Source organism: Natronocalculus amylovorans (assembly GCF_023638035.1).
Taxonomy (GTDB): Archaea; Halobacteriota; Halobacteria; order Halobacteriales; family Haloferacaceae; genus Natronocalculus; species Natronocalculus amylovorans.
Window position 1 is genome coordinate 145,317 of sequence record NZ_JAKRVX010000003.1, and the last position, 18,318, is coordinate 163,634.

Annotated in this window: 16 protein-coding genes; 4 read left to right on the top strand and 12 right to left on the bottom strand. The window is 50.9% G+C overall.

Translation table 11 applies throughout. The features are described 5' to 3' along the window. Nucleotides 1–17 precede the first annotated feature (17 nt). Together AArcSt2_RS08845 and dinB are read right to left on the bottom strand one after the other, a co-directional pair. A complete protein-coding gene (locus AArcSt2_RS08845) occupies nucleotides 18–1,823 on the bottom strand; it encodes a helicase HerA domain-containing protein (protein ID WP_250584024.1) in 1,806 nt (601 codons plus the stop codon). A gap of 82 nt (nucleotides 1,824–1,905) precedes the next feature. Then, entirely contained in the window at nucleotides 1,906–3,267 is a 1,362-nt protein-coding gene (gene dinB, locus AArcSt2_RS08850; RefSeq protein WP_250584026.1) for a DNA polymerase IV, read from the bottom strand. A 109-nt stretch (nucleotides 3,268–3,376) separates the two neighbouring features. On the opposite strand from dinB, the gene AArcSt2_RS08855 reads away from it, so the two are divergent. Next, nucleotides 3,377–3,706 (top strand): hypothetical protein, encoded by a 330-nt coding sequence (locus AArcSt2_RS08855; RefSeq protein ID WP_174653838.1) that lies wholly within the window; start codon nucleotides 3,377–3,379, stop codon nucleotides 3,704–3,706. A gap of 31 nt (nucleotides 3,707–3,737) precedes the next feature. Here AArcSt2_RS08855 and lrpA1 read toward each other — a convergent pair whose 3' ends face one another. The 5 genes from lrpA1 to aroC all read right to left on the bottom strand — a co-directional run bounded on the left by lrpA1 (nucleotide 3,738) and on the right by aroC (nucleotide 9,085). Then, nucleotides 3,738–4,166 (bottom strand): HTH-type transcriptional regulator LrpA1, encoded by a 429-nt coding sequence (lrpA1, locus tag AArcSt2_RS08860; RefSeq protein ID WP_174653837.1) that lies wholly within the window; start codon nucleotides 4,164–4,166, stop codon nucleotides 3,738–3,740. Between the two features lie 98 nt (nucleotides 4,167–4,264). Further along, entirely contained in the window at nucleotides 4,265–5,203 is a 939-nt protein-coding gene (locus tag AArcSt2_RS08865) for a thiamine pyrophosphate-dependent enzyme (protein ID WP_174653836.1), read from the bottom strand. Between the two features lie 2 nt (nucleotides 5,204–5,205). Beyond that, a complete protein-coding gene (locus AArcSt2_RS08870; RefSeq protein ID WP_250584028.1) occupies nucleotides 5,206–7,104 on the bottom strand; it encodes a 2-oxoacid:acceptor oxidoreductase subunit alpha in 1,899 nt (632 codons plus the stop codon). A gap of 227 nt (nucleotides 7,105–7,331) precedes the next feature. After that, complete coding sequence (locus AArcSt2_RS08875) at nucleotides 7,332–7,883, bottom strand: DedA family protein (RefSeq protein WP_250584031.1); 552 nt, start codon at nucleotides 7,881–7,883, stop codon at nucleotides 7,332–7,334. A gap of 50 nt (nucleotides 7,884–7,933) precedes the next feature. After that, entirely contained in the window at nucleotides 7,934–9,085 is a 1,152-nt protein-coding gene (gene aroC, locus AArcSt2_RS08880) for a chorismate synthase (protein WP_250584033.1), read from the bottom strand. 109 nt (nucleotides 9,086–9,194) lie between these two features. Here aroC and AArcSt2_RS08885 point away from each other — a divergent pair, with 109 nt between their 5' ends. Together AArcSt2_RS08885 and AArcSt2_RS08890 are read left to right on the top strand one after the other, a co-directional pair. After that, entirely contained in the window at nucleotides 9,195–9,344 is a 150-nt protein-coding gene (locus AArcSt2_RS08885; RefSeq protein WP_174653832.1) for a hypothetical protein, read from the top strand. Between the two features lie 406 nt (nucleotides 9,345–9,750). Next, nucleotides 9,751–10,284, top strand: coding sequence for a hypothetical protein (locus AArcSt2_RS08890; protein ID WP_250584035.1), 534 nt, complete (start codon nucleotides 9,751–9,753; stop codon nucleotides 10,282–10,284). Nucleotides 10,285–10,321: 37 nt separating this feature from the next. Here the strand turns inward: AArcSt2_RS08890 and AArcSt2_RS08895 are convergent, their stop codons facing one another. From AArcSt2_RS08895 to AArcSt2_RS08915, 5 genes are all read right to left on the bottom strand, one after another. Then, nucleotides 10,322–11,122: an aldo/keto reductase gene (locus AArcSt2_RS08895; protein WP_250584037.1), complete on the bottom strand. Its 801-nt coding sequence runs from the start codon at nucleotides 11,120–11,122 to the stop codon at nucleotides 10,322–10,324. Between the two features lie 52 nt (nucleotides 11,123–11,174). Beyond that, nucleotides 11,175–12,737 carry a uracil-xanthine permease family protein gene (locus tag AArcSt2_RS08900; RefSeq protein ID WP_250584039.1) on the bottom strand — a complete coding sequence of 521 codons (1,563 nt, stop codon included), beginning with the start codon at nucleotides 12,735–12,737 and terminating at the stop codon, nucleotides 11,175–11,177. Nucleotides 12,738–12,861: 124 nt separating this feature from the next. Then, nucleotides 12,862–13,833 (bottom strand): carbohydrate kinase family protein, encoded by a 972-nt coding sequence (locus tag AArcSt2_RS08905; protein WP_250584041.1) that lies wholly within the window; start codon nucleotides 13,831–13,833, stop codon nucleotides 12,862–12,864. 61 nt (nucleotides 13,834–13,894) lie between these two features. Continuing rightward, nucleotides 13,895–16,162, bottom strand: a complete 2,268-nt coding sequence (locus tag AArcSt2_RS08910; RefSeq protein ID WP_250584043.1) for a histidine kinase N-terminal 7TM domain-containing protein — start codon at nucleotides 16,160–16,162, stop codon at nucleotides 13,895–13,897. A 78-nt stretch (nucleotides 16,163–16,240) separates the two neighbouring features. Further along, nucleotides 16,241–17,383 carry an acyl-CoA dehydrogenase family protein gene (locus tag AArcSt2_RS08915; protein WP_250584045.1) on the bottom strand — a complete coding sequence of 381 codons (1,143 nt, stop codon included), beginning with the start codon at nucleotides 17,381–17,383 and terminating at the stop codon, nucleotides 16,241–16,243. 100 nt (nucleotides 17,384–17,483) lie between these two features. Here AArcSt2_RS08915 and AArcSt2_RS08920 point away from each other — a divergent pair, with 100 nt between their 5' ends. After that, a complete protein-coding gene (locus AArcSt2_RS08920) occupies nucleotides 17,484–18,284 on the top strand; it encodes an RIO1 family regulatory kinase/ATPase domain-containing protein (RefSeq protein WP_174653826.1) in 801 nt (266 codons plus the stop codon). Nucleotides 18,285–18,318: the final 34 nt, after the last annotated feature.

An 18,318-nucleotide genomic window follows, 5' to 3' on the forward strand; every position in this document is an offset into this window, starting at 1 on the left:
TATCAGCTGCGTCCGAGCTAATCCATATCAAACATAAATCCGGGTGTCGATGCTTTGCTCGGGCGGGTCTCTCGTGGATCTTCAACCTCTGACACAAACGCGGATTCCACAGCCGCAACCATCTCGGACACTTCATCGTCTGCAAGTTGGTGTGCATATGCATCATCGATTAAATCCGGAACTGCATACTCGTACTCTCCACGACCGATGTGTTGGACAACACCTGCTTGTCTGAGCGGGCGATGCCGACTGTATGCGAACTGTTGGTCTGCATCGCCTCCAGTTTCGATATGTGCGGTGAGCGGGTCGCTTGTTTTGACTTCCCGATAGTGACGGAGAATTTCGAGACTCGGCTCTGGGAGCTGTGTAACCCGATCGACTAATTCCTCAATGACTGCCTGTCGGGTGCCAATGTCGACCGCCTCTGCAAACTTCATCGCTTCCTCAGCGATCTCTTCCCTTGATACCGTCCCTAACCTGGCAAGTGCTGCAATTTCGTCATCGACATTCTCTTCGGAGGGTTGTGCGTGTGCCTCTGCCTCTACGTCTGTATCACCTTCTCCCTGGTCTGACTTTGCCCATGCCCGAACCTGCTCGTCCGTCCACTCGTCTGTATCTGTCGTTGTCTCCTGATCTGTTTCTCCCTGTATTTGTGTTCCGGATGATTGGTCAAGCTCTCCGTCTACGTGCTCGCCAGGCTCATACTCGTAGAGATCGGACTGCTCATCATCACGCGCAAGATTCCGTCCTTCACCACCATGATACGGCGCCTCCGATCGTTGTAAGAGCGCTTGTGCAAACTGATCGGCCATACGACTGAGATCTTTGGCCTCCTCAAGTTCGCGTTTGAGCTGTCGGATCGTTGCATCTTTCGTGTCCAACTGCTGGCGGAGATCGGCGATCGTACTCTCTCGGCGCTGTTTTTCGTCAGAGATATCTGCGAGCTCAGAAACAAGGTTTCCACTGACGGATTTTAATTCCGGTCGCTCAAAATCGTCTAACCCAGGTGTTGCACCAGCATCGAATGTGCGCTTTCGGTGGAACTGCACGCGGCGAATTGATTCGGACCAGTCAGTGACAAGAAATCCTTCACCATCCCCAAGATCCTCAACCGCACTTGCATACTCATTTCCAAGGATACGGCCAACAACTTTGGTGTCGTTTCGCCATGTAAGGCGGTGCCAAACAAGCCAATCACATTGCGTAATGAAATCTTTCTTTACATCTGCAGGCCGCTGGCTAATTCCTAAAATCCCGAGGCCGTGTTTTCGCCCTCGCTTTCCGATTTTAATGAGCATCTTTCCAGCCTCGCCCATCCCGCCTTTTTCGGGGATATACTCGTGGCACTCCTCAATGACAAGCAGAAACGGTTTTTTAAGTTTCTTTTCTTTGGCGAATAGATGCCGGGCAGTCTCTAAGATCAACTCTTGGGCATCCGAATCATCTAAATACCCTGACACGTCTAAAATAATTGGAACGTTCTGTTCGAGCGCTAAGGAAGCAATCTTTTCTGCATGCTCCGGACTGACTTGAATGTCACACTCCTCATCCGCGCCGACATGTAGTACCTCGTACTCTTCTTTCAAGCCATAGTATTCGCCATCCGAATCAACAACAAGCACTGGAAAGTTGTTATCCAGCAAATTTTCCATCATCACGGACGCGGTGTTTGACTTTCCAGACCCTGACTTTCCGGTGACAAACCCTCTCCCCGTAAGGATGTCGACAACAGGGAGTTCAACGGGAGTTCCAGGCTCGATCTCGTCGGTTCCACCAAGTCCGGCGCTTACATCTGCGACGGTGATTTTCTCCGCGTTACTCATTCTCTATCGAATAGCAACGCCGAAGACACATAGTTTATACTGTGAATTGTGACTTTCTGTACCGAGGATCGATCGCTTCACACTACTCTTGCGGATCGACGTCTGAATCCGAAAATGAAAATAACGACGCTTGCCCCTCAGATATAGACCGCTCTTCGGTTGCATCATCCGTTGTGTCTGGTGGATCGACCCAGTCTAACAGCGTCTCACCGGTAGGTGTGTCCGGATCTGTGCCGGAATCTGACTGTCGCGATGTGTCTCCCTGTTCGTTCTCGAATCCACTCAATGTGACCTGATCGCTCGCTCCAAAATCAAGGTTTGAAACACGCACTCCCACTTTTCTTACAGTTGCTCCCACAAACTCAGTATACAACTCATCTGCAATCGTTGACACTACATCTGGGTCATCAATAGGCCCGGGAAGCGATCGTGCCCGGGTGTTTACGTCGAACGGTGGAGAGACAATTTTAATTCCAATTGTCCGATACAACGCCCCACGGCTTCGGGCACGGGTTGCAACATCCCCAGCAAGCGCCTGTATCTTTTCTCGAATCTGTGCAGAATCATCTGTTGACGCTGTGAATGCAGACTCCCGTGAGAGGCTTTTCGGGTTTCCGCTGGGTGTCACCACCCGTGAATCTTCTCCCCGCGCTCGTTCATACAGTTCTTCACCGCGGCTACCGAACTGTGTTATCAACATCGTCCGATCGGCAGATGCAAGTCCTCCTGCGGTCTCAATCCCGTGTTCTCTGAGTTCACGCGCGGTCACTGGACCAATACCATGGATATCGTCGATCGGAATTGGCTCCAGAAACGATCTGACTGTTGCTGGCGGAACGACCGTTAATCCATCCGGCTTCTCAAAGTCGCTTGCGATCTTTGCAGTTGCCATATCAGGGGCGACCCCGATGCTTGCAGGAACACCGACTTCCCGATCAATTCGATCCTTGATATATCGGGCGTAACCCTCTGCGAGCGTTCTCGTGTCACCGTCAGAGACTGTATCCCACCCTGTCCGATCGGTTACATCGAGGTATGCCTCGTCAATGCTGACTTCCCGAACGGTTTCAGCACACTCATGAAGAATTGATTTCACTTCACTTGCAATGTCTTTGTAAAACTCCATGTCAACAGGACGGTAGTGGCCGACAGGGCCATCATACCCTGCGTCTGTGTGTCCAACGCGTGGGAGTGCGTCTAGTGCCTGCCGTATTGGCTGGGCACTTTCAACACCATGTGCTCGTGCCTCATAACTGGCTGTTGCGACCGCACCATGGGTCTCACCATGCTCGTATCCCATCCCAACAATAACAGGCCTACCGTCTAAGGACGGCTCTTTCAACCGCTCACAGGATGCATAAAAACAGTCCATATCGACATGGAAAATGATCCGATCGACCGGATCCTCACCCACGTCTGTCCCAGGGAGCTGACCTGTTGTCATCGCACAGTGTCGCTTACAGTTGCGAGGGGTTTAGTATTCGGTACGCACGGTGAATGTGGACAGACAAAAAACCACATCAGCTAAACGCCCCGCTCACAAAAGAATATCAATGCTTGAGGCGATCGTTCTGTTTGGCTCTGCAACCCTTTTAACATATCTTGGCTACCAAATTCGGTATCGTGGGCGTGTCGATCTTATTTCAGGCCCGCAGCCAGAACAAATCACGGATCATGCAGGATTGGCACATTTTGCTGGTGCTGCAGTGTTACGAATCGCATTTATTACGTTTATTATGGGTGTTACTGTGTTTTTCGAGTACGACTCAACCGTGATCTGGGGAATCTACATTGTGACTATGTTGTTACTTGTCGGAATCGTTGTCGTCGGCTCATTCCGATTTTTCGAACCTGCAGAACCGACCGGTGTTGATGAAGAGTAACCTCTCTGCGACGTGCGGTCTGTTCGACTCTCTATTTTAATCGCTCTTGTAGAAATGACGGATGTGCAGCCGTCACACCATCGATCGCCAAAATCTCCTCTGCAATTATAGTACCCAACTCATCACCGTCACCAGCACGTACTTCTGCCATCAGCATGTGGTCTCCTGAAGAGGTATACAGCGACTCGATCGAATCAAGCGCCTGCAGCTTTCGGGTGACTTCGACGTACCGGCCGCTATCGACATCCATCCCCACGAATGCAATTGATTGCGAGGAGAGCTTTTTCGGATCAATATCAGCAGAGTACCCAACGATGACGCCGCTATCTTCAAGCTGTCTAATGTATTTTCGAACTGTTGGTTTTGATACTCCTGCTCTGTCAGCAATCTCCGCATAGGATGCTTGTGCATCATCCTCAAGAACGGAGAGAATACGATCCGCGGTAGACGTTGTGCTCATAACTACCTATTTTGTTTCGCAGAAAAAATACCTTGCGAACACGTAAACCAAAACACACCCTGTGAGTGCTCGGTTTTCGCTTCGCGCAGTGTGTCTTGTTATTTGTGCTTGTCGAGGAAGTGGTCTGCCGATCGCTCCCACTCGTAGGAGTCGTCGAAGTACCGCTCTGCAAGCGGTTCTTCTGGAATCTCGCCAATTGCACGTTTCTCCTGTTGGTAGGATGGTCGGTCCTCGTCAACGTAGAATCGACCAGTAAGGACGGTTCCCTCGTGGAGCGCATCCTCAACCTCTGCCATCATTGCTGCTGCTTCGCGTCGATCGTTGACGTCGAAGTCGTAGTCATCGGAGTCTTGTACGTCGATGTATGGGACGTACTGGCGTGCATCCTTGTTCCAGGTTGGACATTGGGTGAGGAAGTCAATGTGTGCAAAGCCGTCGTGCTCCATTGCCTCAATAATGATCTCTTTTGCCTGGTTTGGATTCACTGCTGCCGTCCGTGCGACGTAGGACGCACCGGATGTCAGCGCTAGCGAAAGCGGTCGGATTGGATCCTTTGCGCTTCCGGATGGCTGTGTTTTCGACTTATGGCCTTTCGGACTCGTTGGGGAGGTCTGTCCCTTTGTGAGGCCGAAAATCTCGTTGTTGAACACAATATACGTCATATCGTGGTTCTCACGAGCGGTGTGCATGAAGTGATTGCCACCGATACCGTAGCCATCACCGTCACCACCTGCTGCAACCACTTCGAGACCTGGGTTCGCAAGTTTTGCTGCACGAGCGATCGGGAGCGATCGGCCGTGGAGCGTGTGGAATCCATAGCTCTCAAAGTAGCTGTTGAGTTTTCCAGAACAGCCGATACCGGTCGTGAGAAGAATCTCATCCGGTGTTCGGCCGAGTTCTGCTGAAGCGCCTTTCAGTGCCTTCAGGACACCGAAGTCACCACATCCTGGGCACCACGTCGGCTGTGGTTCAAGACCAGGGGTAAACTCGTTTTGATCAACGTCTCTTCCGTCTCCGATTGCATTGAACGCACTCATAATCAGTCACCTGCTGCAGGAACGAATTTGGTCTCCAGCCCTTGGAGATCGTCCCCTTTGATGATGGTTGTTTTGAAGCCTTCGACGATGTCTGCTGGCTCGAATGGGTTTCCGTTGTATTTGAGAAGGCTCGAAAGTTTCTCGCCGTAGCGTCCAAGTTCCTTCTGGGTGAGTCCACGGAACTGTGCGGATGCATTCATCTCAATAACAAGTGCCTCATCGACACTTTCGAGGAATTCGGTAACCTCCTCAACTGGGTACGGCATCATATCACTCACGCCGAGCGATTTGACTGAGTAGCCCTGGTCAACGAGGACATCAACTGCCTCTTCGACAGTTCCCTGCTGGCTACCGAACGTAAGGAGACCGTATTCGGCGTCATCGTCACCGTGGTAGGTCTGGTGTCCGTCCTCGAGGTCGTCGAGGTACGCGCGGATTGCCTCCTGTTTCTGCAGACGTCGGTTCATCTGCGCAACACGGTTCTCTGGGGTCTCTGCAATGTGCCCCTCTGGAGTGTGTTCGTTACCGGTTGCGAGGTATCGGCCGCCCTTCTGACCGGGGATCGATCGTGGGCTGACACCGTCTTTAACATCGTGTTGGAATCGCTGGTATTTGCCAGTGTCCGAGTGTGGAGCATCCTCGAGCTCAGCCTCGGTCAGTACGCTGCCGAGGTCTGGGTTTGGATCTCGATCGAAGTGGCTTGCCGGTACGTTCATCAGCTCGCCGCCGAGCTTCTGATCATACAGGATAAGCGATGGAATCTGGTACTCGTATGCGATCTTGAACGCCTGTCGCGTCTGATCGTACGCCTCTTCAACAGTTCCCGGTGCGAAGACAACACGTTGGGAGTCTCCCTGTGAGCTGTAAAGGACGTGTTCCAAGTCAGCCTGCTCTGGCTTCGTTGGCATACCAGTCGATGGACCTGCACGCATTGCCTCGATAAGGACAATCGGCGTTTCGGTCATCTCTGCAAGACCAAGCGGTTCGCCCATCAGTGCAAAGCCACCGCCGGAGGAGCCCGACATTGCTTTGACACCTGCGTGGCTTGCACCAACAGCGAGTGCCGCTGCAGCAATCTCATCTTCGACCTGCTCTGAGATGCCGCCGATCTTTGGGAAGTTCTGACAAAGAATGGTGAACACTTCGGTCCACGGAGTCATTGGATAACCTGCAATGAACCGGCATCCTTCGTCGATCGAACCGTATGCGATCGCATCCGATCCTGAAAGCAGAACCTGTTCTTCATCGTGCTCTCCCTCTGGGACCTTCACGTCGTGTGCATCGACGTCGTACTCGTCTTGTACGAGCTCATATGCCTCGTGAAGAATCTCGAGGTTTGGCTCGAGAATCTTCTCCGGCATCGCATCCGTCATGAGATCTTCGATCCAATCCGTGTCGATGCCTGCGAGCGCACACGTGACACCAACACCGGCGGTGTTACGCATGACTTCACGGCCGTGCTCACGAGCCATCGATCGGAGGTCAAGGTCGTAGACGTGCCAGTTGTTTGCCTCGACGCGCTCGTCGAAGTCTTCGATCTCGGATGCATCAAGCAGTCCCGAGTCGTAAACAATCACACCACCTTCTCGAAGCTCATCAAGGTTCTCCGAGAGCGGTTTAATCTCCTCGTTTCCGTAGTACGCACCCTCTTTTGGGTTACGTGCGAAGGAGTCACCAAGTGCAAGAAGGAAGTTGTAGCCGTCCCCTCGTGACTTGACTTTTTCGCTGGAAACGCGGATTTCCGTGTAGGTATGGCCGCCACGGATACGTGATGGATAGTGTCGATGCGTGAATACGTTCAGCCCCGAACGCATCAGTGCTTTCGCGAAGTTCTGGCTCGTCGAAGCGATCCCGTCACCGGAACCCCCCGCGATTCGCCAGATAAGTTCGTCGTCAGTCATAATTACGGTCACGGCCCCGGTGGGCCACTAGTGATCATAACTTACAATGACCGCGTAAAAGACTTTGCTATGCAATGGCTAGGAACAATCATTAAAGACTTGATTTGCTGGACGAATGTCCATGAAATATCGTTCAAAATTCTCGTAATTTGACGATCAAAACGTAATATATGACTAGTCTCTACAGTGTCTAATATAAGGCCATATATAGATGTTAATTTCAAGCGCTAGAACAATCCGGCTGCGCCACGGACACCATAGCCTGCTGCAACAAGGAAGACAATATAACACACATTTCCACAGAACGACGTAAGTAGAAACCGTCGTCGTGGGTAGTTACTCATCCCCGCTGGAATTGTCATGAGACATCGAATCCCCGGTATTGCATTGGTACCAACAATCCCCGCACCGCCGTAACGATCGAACACGGTATCAACAAACTGCATTCGTTTTTCACCAACTCGTGCCCTGCTCCACTCAGGAAGTTCATCCAATCGTGGAACCGTTTTCCGTATCCCTATGAACTCGGTTGCACCATCTACAAATCCACGGTATAGCGTCCACTGGCCAACCGTTGCTGCAATAACACACAACACACAAATGAAGAGAAGATGGCTGTTTGTCGGTGATAACACGCCAACGTATGCGATGAACACGATCGGTGGCTGTAGCAGTTTTCCAACAATGAGGCCCTCAAAATAAAAGAGGACAACAAGCGCAGGGATCCCAACCGTCAGTGCAACTGTGACGATCGTGCCGATCGGATCCGAGAGAACCATACGTATCGTACTAGATCACGACTGAAAATAAACCGGTATGTTTGTCGAAACTACTCGTTGTGCGGGCTTCGGGGATGGTACTCCGTATCGTATTTCCCAGGAGCATTATCAAGTCGATCGGCATTGATCCGACCGGACAACAACATGAAATCCAAAATTGTCAGATTAAGCATTGCCTCGACAACGGGAACTGCGCGCGGCGGAAGCACTGGGTCGTGTCGGCCAACAACCTGAATCTCTTTCTCTTCGCCGGTTTCCCAATCGACCGTGATCTGTTTTTTTGGAATTGATGTCGGTGCGTGCCACGTTGCTTCACCCCAAATCGGCTGTCCAGTTGTTATTCCACCCTGAACTCCACCGTGTTTGTTTCCAACTGGTTCTGGATCGCCATCGTCGTCGAATTGCCAGTCCTCGTTTCGATCTTTTCCGGTCCATTCTCTGGCTTCTTTTCCAAGCCCAAACTCAACATGTGTTGTCGCTGGAATGGAAAACAGTGCTTGTCCAAGCCGTGATGGGACCGAATCAAATCGTGGTGCACCAAGCCCGCGTGGCACCCCGCGGGCCTCGAAGTAGATCGAACCTCCAATTGAGTCACCTTCTTTCTGGTACCGATCGGCTTCCTCACGCATTTTTTCGGCTGCATCCGGGTCCGCACACCGGACGTCATTTTCTTCGGTGTTCTCCAAGATATCTTCCCACGTTACATCGCCTGCTTTGACATCACCAATCTGGTTGACGTGCGCTTTGACCGTAATGCCGTGTTGCTCGTTGATGAGTTTCGCAACTGCGCCCGCTGCAACCCAATTTACTGTCTCGCGCGCGGACGATCGACCACCGCCACCCCAGTTTCTGGTTCCAAACTTTGCCGAGTAGGTGAAGTCACCGTGACTTGGGCGTGGTGCGGTGACGTATGGTTCGTATTTTCCCGATCGTGCGTCTTTGTTCTCGATGACCATTCCGATCGGTGTTCCCGTCGTATAGCCGTCTTGGACGCCGGAGTTGATGGTTACCGCATCAGGTTCGCCGCGGCTTGTCGTAATCATTGATTGGCCGGGCTTTCGTCGATCGAGCTCTTTTTGAATCGCTGCTTCGGTCAGTTCCAATCCCGCTGGACAGCCGCTGACAGTGACACCCATGGCTTTACCGTGGCTTTCACCATAGGTCGTCACCTGAAAGAGCCGACCAAACTGATTTCCATTCATTACGATACGTTGAGAGCGGGGGCCATTTGAACCTTGCAATCCATACAAAGACTACCGCACACCAAATGAACATACGAAACTATCAGTCTCTGCGTAATGTATATCATATATGAACAGTGTAGTACCGCAGTTGGGGCCGATTGACGCGCTTATTTCAGTATTTGGCCCATTTGCACTGCCCGTTCTTTTGTTTTTCGTCGGTCTCTGTGGCTATCTCGCTCTGTTAAAACTCAACCAGTGGTGGGTTGCTCGATCGTAACAACCGTTTTTGTTTGCGTGGCTCTGTTGAATTTCTCAATCAGTGATCTGCTTTTTGCGATCGTGCAAGATAAAGAAAATGTATTCAGCACGATCATTTGGACTTGGCAGACATACAATATTAGTAGGACCGATCGAAGCGAAATAGCACGATATCTATCTAATGGCACACGCAAGCGTGAGCAATCGGTCGGGCGATGGGATACGGTAGTTCAAGATACGAACGGCAGTAGCTCGATGTTGAGATTTCACCCTGGATGAAGACTTTGCCTACTGCTTTTGAGCCACATCGGTGCGGTTATTGTTTCATATTTGAAACTACTTTTGATTTGGAGAATTACAGACAGAAGCCCTAATGAACCTTTTGAGAATGTTTAAGCTCTCATAGAGCATGTTACCTATTATTTATGAGGTACTTACCACCGACGAAGGCATTCATTCGCGTTTTCCTTGCGCTTGCGCTCGTCACTGCCACAGTTGGCGCCGGTGCCACCCCGGTCGCAGCCCAGAGTGACCAACCTGACTGGGCGGTCGATATGTTCGGGGAAATAGAACCGGTGATACAAACGTACAATGCGAACGTGGACGTATCAAAGGAGCATTTCGTAGTACGGTGGTCTATCAGCATCTTGGGGGGTGAAACGGTGAACCTTCACGTGTTTGACCACGAGAACGACACCATTGCGACCGCATCATTCCATCTAGACAACGACTTGCAGATGGAGGAGTTTGAACTGGGCACTCGTGACGACGCTACGCTGCATATCCTCACGGACAAAGACACGTTGGAAAAAGTCCTCACGTCTCCCGATCCCGGTTCTGAATTCCGATCGGCCTACCTGAACGGAGATCTGCGTTTCTCCGGTAACGGGATGATCAACTCACTCAAGTGGAGCCTCGTTCACGGAATCAGCTGGGTGCATTCCGCAATCTTCGGCTAGCGTGGTCAGCGCACCTCAGACGACCTCCTCGTTTGCGTTACCGCCACGGCGCGCCGTCCGGATCGATCACACGCATTTCACGATCGATAGTTTCGATCTCTTCAAGATCGGCCTTCGTTAGTTCGATCTGTTGTGCCTCGTAGTTTGCACGAATATGCTCGCCAGTTGCCTTTGGGATCGGGACAACAGTCTCTTGTTCGAACGCCCATGCGAGACAGACTGCTGCAGTCGTTGTATCGTGACGCGCTGCAATCTCGACAAGTTCTGGTTCAGAGAGAATTTCTCCGCGACCCAGTGGCGAGTACGCGACCAGATGATGGTTGTGCTTTCGTGCGTAACGTCGAAGCTCCTCCTGTTGTAAAAACGGATGACATTCGACTTGATGTGCGGCAATCGGAACCGAGAGGTGATCGCGGGCGTCATCGAGCAACTCCGGCGTGAAGTTTGAAACACACAGATGATCCATCACGCCGTCATCGTACAGCTCCTCAAATGCAGCAAGTGTCTCCTCTGCGTCATATGCGCTGATCGGCCAGTGGACATAGAGCATCTCAACCGATTCGACACCGAGCCGATCGAGACTTGCTTTTGCCGTCCGCTTTGCATCGTCCGGCGCTAAATTATCCGGATGGACTTTTGTTGCGAGAATCACATCCGATCGATCAACACCGCTCCGTTCGATTCCCGCGCCAACATACGCCTCGTTTTCATACATCTGTGCGGTGTCAATATGACGATACCCCACATCAAGCGCGGTTACAACGCTCTCTGCACACTCATCTGGGTCTTTGTTTGCGGATGTTCCAAGTCCCAACGCAGGAAGTTCAAGACGACTCATGCGACTACGTTCACAGTCCGCTAAAAAATAGCTGTGTACCGCGGCGATCGCCTCAGTCCGTGTTTGGTGTCTTTTTGCGAATAAATCGGTCGTATGCTGAGAGGAACTCCTCGTTCGACTCTGCGGTTGCTTCCCACGCAATCAGCCCACGCTCTTTGTCAGTTCCACTAATTGTGTTATCCAAAAACAGCGCAATGAGCCCGCCGACAGCCATCCCTGTCGAGCCAATCACAAGGATAGTTGTTGCGATTGCGTCGACACCAAGTAGCAGTCCAACGTATGGAATTGCATCAAGCGTAAGCACGATCGTTCCGAGTACTGCCGCATCAGTCAGGCCGGCTGCGATCGCATCAACGCCATCGATGTTGCCCATGTATGCTGGAATTGCCATTCCTGCAAACATCGAAATTCCGACAATGAAGAGATTTCGTTGCGAATCAAGTTCGACATATTTCAGATTCGCAAGACCAACAGCAATAATTTGGCCGAACATTGCGATATACAGTCCACCGATGATTGGACTTGGAATTGATGCAACAAGCGCGCCGAACCAGCCGGAGAATCCGAAAATCAACATGACAACCGCACCGATCTGGACAACATACCTCGAAGCAACACCGGTGAGACCGATCGCACCGATGTTTTCGGAGTATGATGTTGACCCACCTGATCCCATGACTCCTGAAAAGACGTTCATGATCCCTTCCATTCCAATTCCGTGGTTGATTCGTTTTTCGCTTGGTGCAGCAGCGCCTGACAGTCTGGCAACCGCATAGTAGTCACCGAGACTTTCGACGATCGATGCTGCAACTCCTGCGAGCATCCCGATTACGAATGCAGCGGTAATCTCTGGAATTCCCCACTGGAACGGTGTGATTGGAAGTAGCGCGGGAGTTTCGTTCAGTGTCTGTGCACCAAAGTCAACGTAGCCCGGCGCATCCGGGGAGTAGATACCAACCGTCGAGAACAAGAACGCAATGACGTATGCACCAACGATTCCTAACAAGACTGGGAAAAGTTTGAACAGGCGATTCGTGTCGAGATACTGTGAAAAGAGGACGATGAGCGCAAGTGTAAGACCAAGCAGCCACCAGTCCTGATTGGCGGTAGTAATATCAGGTGCATCAAAGAGCGAAAGGCCGATAAGTGCGATCGTTGGAGCGATCACCACTGGAGAAAGATACTGTTTGAGCTTTCCAACAAGCCCAAGATACCCGATCACAACCTGGACGATCGCCGCAACAATAATCGCACCCTGTAGCTGTAACAGTGCAACCTGCCACGCCTCACCAGCGGGATTCGTTGCTTGGACAACTGCAATAACTGCAAGTGCAGGCGCGAGCAGGGAAAACGGGGCACCTTGGACGATCGGATACCGATTTCCAAACGTCGTTTGGGCTAGTGTTGCGATTCCAGAGACAACAAAGAATGTCCCGATGAACTGTGGCCACAGCTCTTGTGGCATACCAAGTGCTTCAGCCAGAATAAGCGGAACCGCAATATTTGCACCAACCATCGTGAGGTAGTGCTGAATGCCCAGAAACGCGGAGGTGACAACCGGTGGTTTGTCATCAATACCATACTTTACAAGTTTTTCTCGCTCCACGTCGCTCATATGCTCACCTGCATTGAACGTGACTGAATAACTGAAAGAATATATACGTACCTATGTTTATTTTTCACCCACCACCCAATTCTAACTCATATTACAATGCACAAACATGAATATCACGTCTGTTTTATTGCGCATTCATAAAAGCCGCTAGCTCTGACTGTGTTGGCAGTGCGGTCATTGCACCTGGTGCGGTTGTCGTGAGTGCAGCAACTGCATTCCCGCGTTCGAGTGCTGTGTTGAGCGAACTTTCGGTTGCCAGTGCAGAAATCAATCCTGCGGTAAACGCATCACCGGCCCCGGTCGTGTCAACTGGATCGACACTGAATCCACTATGAGATATACTCCGGGTTGAATCGGAATTATTCCACGGCGCTTCCGGCGTTGATCCAGCAGTGACACCATCTGCACCACGTGTGAGACAGACCGTATGTGGTCCTTCATCTCTATTCAACAGCGAGCGAACGATTGCGTCCGGGTCGACGTTCGTATCGAATCCAGCAGCGTCTAGATCGTCCGTTGTAACTTTCAATACGTCTACAACAGAGAGAATATCACGAATAGACTCACCGAAATCGAACGTGGTCCAGAGCTCAGGTCGAGCATTTGGATCGAAGGACACTGGAATCCCGTGTTTTTTAGCCGCAGTTGCAAGCGCTTGGGTTGCAGAGCGGGAAGGCTCGTCAGCCAACGTTACACCGCCAACGTGGACCCACGATCGCCCGGCGAGCAGTGCATCGTCTACTGTATCCGCGGTCATTTGTGTGTCGGCACTTTCGTGACGATAGAAACTGAACTCTCGCTCCGCATCCGTCCCTAAACTTACAAACGCAAGCCCCGTTTTTGCGGCTGAGTCACGTTCAATGTGCGCCGTCGAGAGCCCCTCAGCGGTTAGTGTATCCACGAGAAAGTCACCAAACTTGTCGTCACCAACACGGGTCCAGAACATCGGTACTGTCCCAAGCCGAGCCAGCCCAACAGCGACGTTTGCTGGTGCACCGCCTGGTCGTCGTGAGAATGATTCAACGGTTGAAAGAGAGCCAGCACTGTCCGGGAGAAAATCAATGAGCGTCTCACCTGCAACGAGTATCTGATGCATAATTGTTCGAGTAGAGTAACATGTGTGCACCGTCTTAGACTATCCGGACATCGACAAGCCACTATTGGCTTGTTCTATGTACACGGTCATCTCCGCGAGGAGCATCGAATGATGGAAGTGAAAATGTACACCGAACTTCTGTCCCACTATCTGGTGCGGCAGTGAAACTGATTTCTCCTTTCACGCTCTCTACAATCCAGATAACAAGCCAGAGCCCCAGCCCACTAACGTGTTCTAGTGGTGTTTCCGTCCCTGACTCCACGACACGCCTTTCACCGACTGGAATGCCAGGGCCGTTGTCCTCGATCGTGAGTTCGACGCGTTCTGTGTGTTGTTCGAGTCTAACGGTCACTGTTGGTTTGTCTGCAGTATTATGTTCGATTGCATTCTCCAACAGATTCCGAACAGCAACACTGAGCGATGAGTCACCTAAAATAATGCACTCGTTTTCAATCTGTGTTCGAACAGTCGCATCAGGGTAGGAGTCACAAATTGCAGTCACTTCTTCGGTAACAATCACAGAGATATTTGTTCGCGTTCGGACTGGTTTCGTTGTTAGCTCTTCGTCAATTCGTCGAACTTTTTCACCCAACTCAACTAACGACATTGCTTTTCGTCGAATGATTTGTGCATGACGAGTACCGCCATTATTTGCTTCTAACAAGAGGTCTGCATGGCCAAGGACGACATTCATATCATTGCGGAGGTCATGCCGTAACACACGATTCATCACTTGCAGCCGCCGTTGATATCTGTGGTTTTCAGTTACTTCACGTGCACTGATAATGATACCCTCAATTTCAGGTGTTTCCAGATGATTGAGTGCCACACACTCGTACATTCGCCATGATCCGTCTGTATCTTGGATTCGATAGCGCGATCGAATCTGCTCTCCAGTTGTCACCACTCGTTGAAACTGTTGGAGGGCCGTATCTTGTTCATCTTCGTGAATGAAACTGAATACCTGCTCTCCGAGTAGCTCTTGCGGTGTATACCCCAGTTGTTGGGTGAGCGTTGGGCTGCTGTATCGTAGACACCCTTCTTTATCAAGCACAAGAATAATATCTGACGTGTGTTCAATGAGCGATCGGAACTGTGTCTCCGTCTTCCGGCGCGCGGTAATGTCCCGAAAGACGAGTAACTGACCATCAATTGCAGCAGTCATTCGAACCGATTGTACCGTCACCAGATAGTTACGCTCTTCACCGCTGCTCAGTGTGATGGCCAGATCAATCTGATTGGTCTCGGCTGCTTGCTGGGTGTCGTCAATATCATCGGTCAGCGGAAGATTCTGTCGCTCAGCAACTGAGACATCGTATTTCGCCTGTTTCTTGTTTCTTTTGGTAGTTTGCCCTGCAGTTACCTGTCCCGTTTTTGTAGCGATCGATTCAGCAAAATGTCCTCCATCTGGCCGAGGGTGGTGATCCTGCTGTGTCTTTTGGAGTTGGCTAATAATCACTTGGAGTGGACGATACTGTCTGGCATCATCTCCGATTACGGTGTCTGGAAGCTCAAGCCCATCTCGGGCGGCACTATTTGCTTCTACAATCTGTCGATCGCTATTGAGAACGATCACCCCGTCACGCATTCGGTTGACAACCTCATCCCGTGCAATCGATCTCACATCAAACAGTGCGTACCGAACCGTCCCAAATAGAACAAGTAAGATCGAACCGGACGCAACGAAGGGAAGTGCATCCACTGAGGCAGTTCTAAACTGAAGCAATGAGATCGAGATACCAACCAACGGAAGGACTGTTGCCACCAGCAGGACAACCGTTTGCTTCGTGTAAACACCCGAGCTGCCGCGTAACGATCGGCTCAACAATCCAACCGATGCGACAGAGACCGTGATTACATAGGCTGCAAAGAGCGCATATGCAGGGCCATATACAACAACCAGTGCGTCTACCCCACCGATCGGTTCGATTGTCGTCTCGCTCACAAATAATCCATGTACTGGATGCGTAATCGTAATACAGAGCAATCCAACCGGAACCGTCGCCAATAGCGCTACGGTGCGTTTTGTGAGTGCTGATTTATGGCCTGTGTAGGTCAAAATAAACACAATCCAGCCAAAAGGAAAGAATATTGCACCGAGAACCACCGGTATCAACGTCCAGAGTCCATAGGTGGCTCCGATGGCAAGCTGCATTCCATACCCACCAACCCACAATGAACTGGCTACTGCTGCAGTTGTGAACCCAATCGCCGCGACTCGGTGATGGGTATCAGCCTGTCTGTAACAAATAACCGCGGTAAGCACGGAGAGTGCTGCGGCTGTAACTCCGAAGACGACGGTCGGGGATAGCGCAACTATACCATTCACGTTGTGTGTCAATAAAAACGAAGGAAACCCCGATATTAATCCCGATGTTTAAAATATCAGTATTGATACCGAGTGTGGTTATAGTCCCAACTGACGGCCAATAATAAGATGTTGGATCTCACTTGTCCCTTCGCCAATCTCCATTAGTTTTGCATCTCGGTAGAATCGTTGTGGTGCGAAGTCTTCTGTATATCCATAGCCGCCAAGCACCTGCACTGCATCTTCTGCAACCTCACGCGAGGCTTCTGATGCATCGAGTTTGGCAAGAGCGGATGCCTTTGTGACGGGCTTTCCATTGTCGTATCGCCATGCTGCGTTGTGTGTCAAAAGGCGTGCTCGTTCAGTTTTCCTGTACATGTCAACGAGTTTGTCCCTGATTGCATCGAACTTCGATATTGGCTTGCCAAACTGTTCGCGCTCTTGTGCATACTGATGCGCCGCTTCGTATGCACCTTGTGCCAGTCCTGTTGAGAGCGCTGCGATCGAGATTCGACCACCTTCAAGTGTTTTCATTGTCTGTGTCCATCCTTCACCCGCTTCACCAAGGAGGCGGTCAGCAGGCACGCGAACATCGTCCAATGCAATTTCACAGGTAGGTGAACAGTTCAACCCCATCTTATCCCATACAGTTGTCACCGCAAACCCGTCGTCGTTCTGTGGGTCGATAATGAAAGTGGAGATGCCGTCGTAGCCTGCATTTGGGTCAGTCACTGCTTTGACAAGAACGGAATCTGCGACGTTTGCATTGGTAATAAACTGTTTTGTCCCGTTGAGAACCCACTCGTCTCCATCTTTGACGGCAGTTGTATCCATGTCGCTTGCATCTGAGCCACTTCCTGGTTCGGTAAGCGCCCATGCACCCATCCCATCCCCTTGCGCTAGTGGAGTGAGCCATCGTTCTTTCTGTTCTTCGGTTCCGAATGATTCGATCGGTTTCGAGCCAAGCGAGACATGTGCTGCATACGACAGGCCAATTCCACCGGAGACGCGCCCAAGCTCTTCAGTGACAAGCGCATACATGAGTTGGTCGCCACCGAGGCCGCCGTACTCCTCGCTTACAGGGACACCCATCATATCGAGTTTCCCAAGTTGATCAAACACCTCTTTTGGGAACCGATGTTCCGATTCCACTTCTTGAGCGATCGGTTTGATCTCCTCCTCACAGAAATCCTGAACAGTATCTCGAATCATCCGATGTTCAGGGGAGAGTTCAAAGTCCATGTCTCTGAGTTATCGACACAACGTATAAATGATGCGAACAACCATGAAGAATACTCCAAAGCCGACTGTTTATGCCGACTGCACGCGTGTAACTTTTATAATGGAGTTCCGACGTCTCGTTCGGGGCCGTGTTGATTGGTCGGATCTGGAATCAATCGCTCGGGCAATCGCCGATCGGTACGATCGCTCGGAGCTATCGGTCCGTTTTTTGGATGCCGATAACTGGCTCTCGACACCGATGGTTGTGGATGACGACCTCTTTGTCAAGGTTATTTCACCACAAAATACGCTTGTTCATGCAATTTTCACAACCGGCCGAAATCTTGGTGTCCTCTCAAGTGGTGTTGAAGGGTTTTTTGAGCCGTTCCAGACGCCCTTGGAGATGGCACAACACGAACTCGCAGCAACGGAACAGATGCGAGCGCTTGGAATACACGCCCCCAAACCGATCGAAGCGTTTGAACACAACGGGTTTGGAATTGCAGTATTAGAATACCTCCCATCATTTCGACCACTCGACGAGTTAGACACCGCAACCGAGATTGAACTTGCACCGGAGCTGTTTCAATCGTTAGCAACACTGCACCAAAATGGCCTTGCACATGGTGACCTCCGTGCGGAAAATGTACTGATCCGAAACGGAGAACTCTACTTTATTGATGCAACAAACGTCAAATCCTCCGCAGAGGCCGATGCAAAGTCATATGATCTTGCATGTGCGCTTGCGGCGTTAGAGCCGCTTATTGGTGCCCACAAAACGGTTTCAGCTGCACTTACGATCTACTCCGCGGAAGAATTGCTTGCCGCGCTTGACTTTTTGGATTTTGTTAATATCCGTCCGGATCATGATTTTAATGCGATCGTTCTTAAAAGCGAGATTGAAAAACATCTCACACCGTAATCAGACATTTTGTTTTCACTGGTCAGTAACTTAT

Bases quoted from the DNA above. Each gene is read 5' to 3' on its own strand.
- AArcSt2_RS08870 (WP_250584028.1), bottom strand. From the start codon at position 7,104: ATGACTGACGACGAACTTATCTGGCGAATCGCGGGGGGTTCCGGTGAC.
- AArcSt2_RS08895 (WP_250584037.1), bottom strand. From the start codon at position 11,122: ATGAGTCGTCTTGAACTTCCTGCGTTGGGACTTGGAACATCCGCAAAC.
- AArcSt2_RS08890 (WP_250584035.1), top strand. From the start codon at position 9,751: ATGAGGTACTTACCACCGACGAAGGCATTCATTCGCGTTTTCCTTGCG.
- AArcSt2_RS08915 (WP_250584045.1), bottom strand. From the start codon at position 17,383: ATGGACTTTGAACTCTCCCCTGAACATCGGATGATTCGAGATACTGTT.
- AArcSt2_RS08905 (WP_250584041.1), bottom strand. From the start codon at position 13,833: ATGCATCAGATACTCGTTGCAGGTGAGACGCTCATTGATTTTCTCCCG.
- aroC (WP_250584033.1), bottom strand. From the start codon at position 9,085: ATGAATGGAAATCAGTTTGGTCGGCTCTTTCAGGTGACGACCTATGGT.
- lrpA1 (WP_174653837.1), bottom strand. From the start codon at position 4,166: ATGAGCACAACGTCTACCGCGGATCGTATTCTCTCCGTTCTTGAGGAT.
- dinB (WP_250584026.1), bottom strand. From the start codon at position 3,267: ATGACAACAGGTCAGCTCCCTGGGACAGACGTGGGTGAGGATCCGGTC.
- AArcSt2_RS08885 (WP_174653832.1), top strand. From the start codon at position 9,195: ATGAACAGTGTAGTACCGCAGTTGGGGCCGATTGACGCGCTTATTTCA.
- AArcSt2_RS08855 (WP_174653838.1), top strand. From the start codon at position 3,377: ATGCTTGAGGCGATCGTTCTGTTTGGCTCTGCAACCCTTTTAACATAT.
- AArcSt2_RS08900 (WP_250584039.1), bottom strand. From the start codon at position 12,737: ATGAGCGACGTGGAGCGAGAAAAACTTGTAAAGTATGGTATTGATGAC.
- AArcSt2_RS08875 (WP_250584031.1), bottom strand. From the start codon at position 7,883: ATGGTTCTCTCGGATCCGATCGGCACGATCGTCACAGTTGCACTGACG.
- AArcSt2_RS08845 (WP_250584024.1), bottom strand. From the start codon at position 1,823: ATGAGTAACGCGGAGAAAATCACCGTCGCAGATGTAAGCGCCGGACTT.
- AArcSt2_RS08865 (WP_174653836.1), bottom strand. From the start codon at position 5,203: ATGAGTGCGTTCAATGCAATCGGAGACGGAAGAGACGTTGATCAAAAC.
- AArcSt2_RS08920 (WP_174653826.1), top strand. From the start codon at position 17,484: ATGGAGTTCCGACGTCTCGTTCGGGGCCGTGTTGATTGGTCGGATCTG.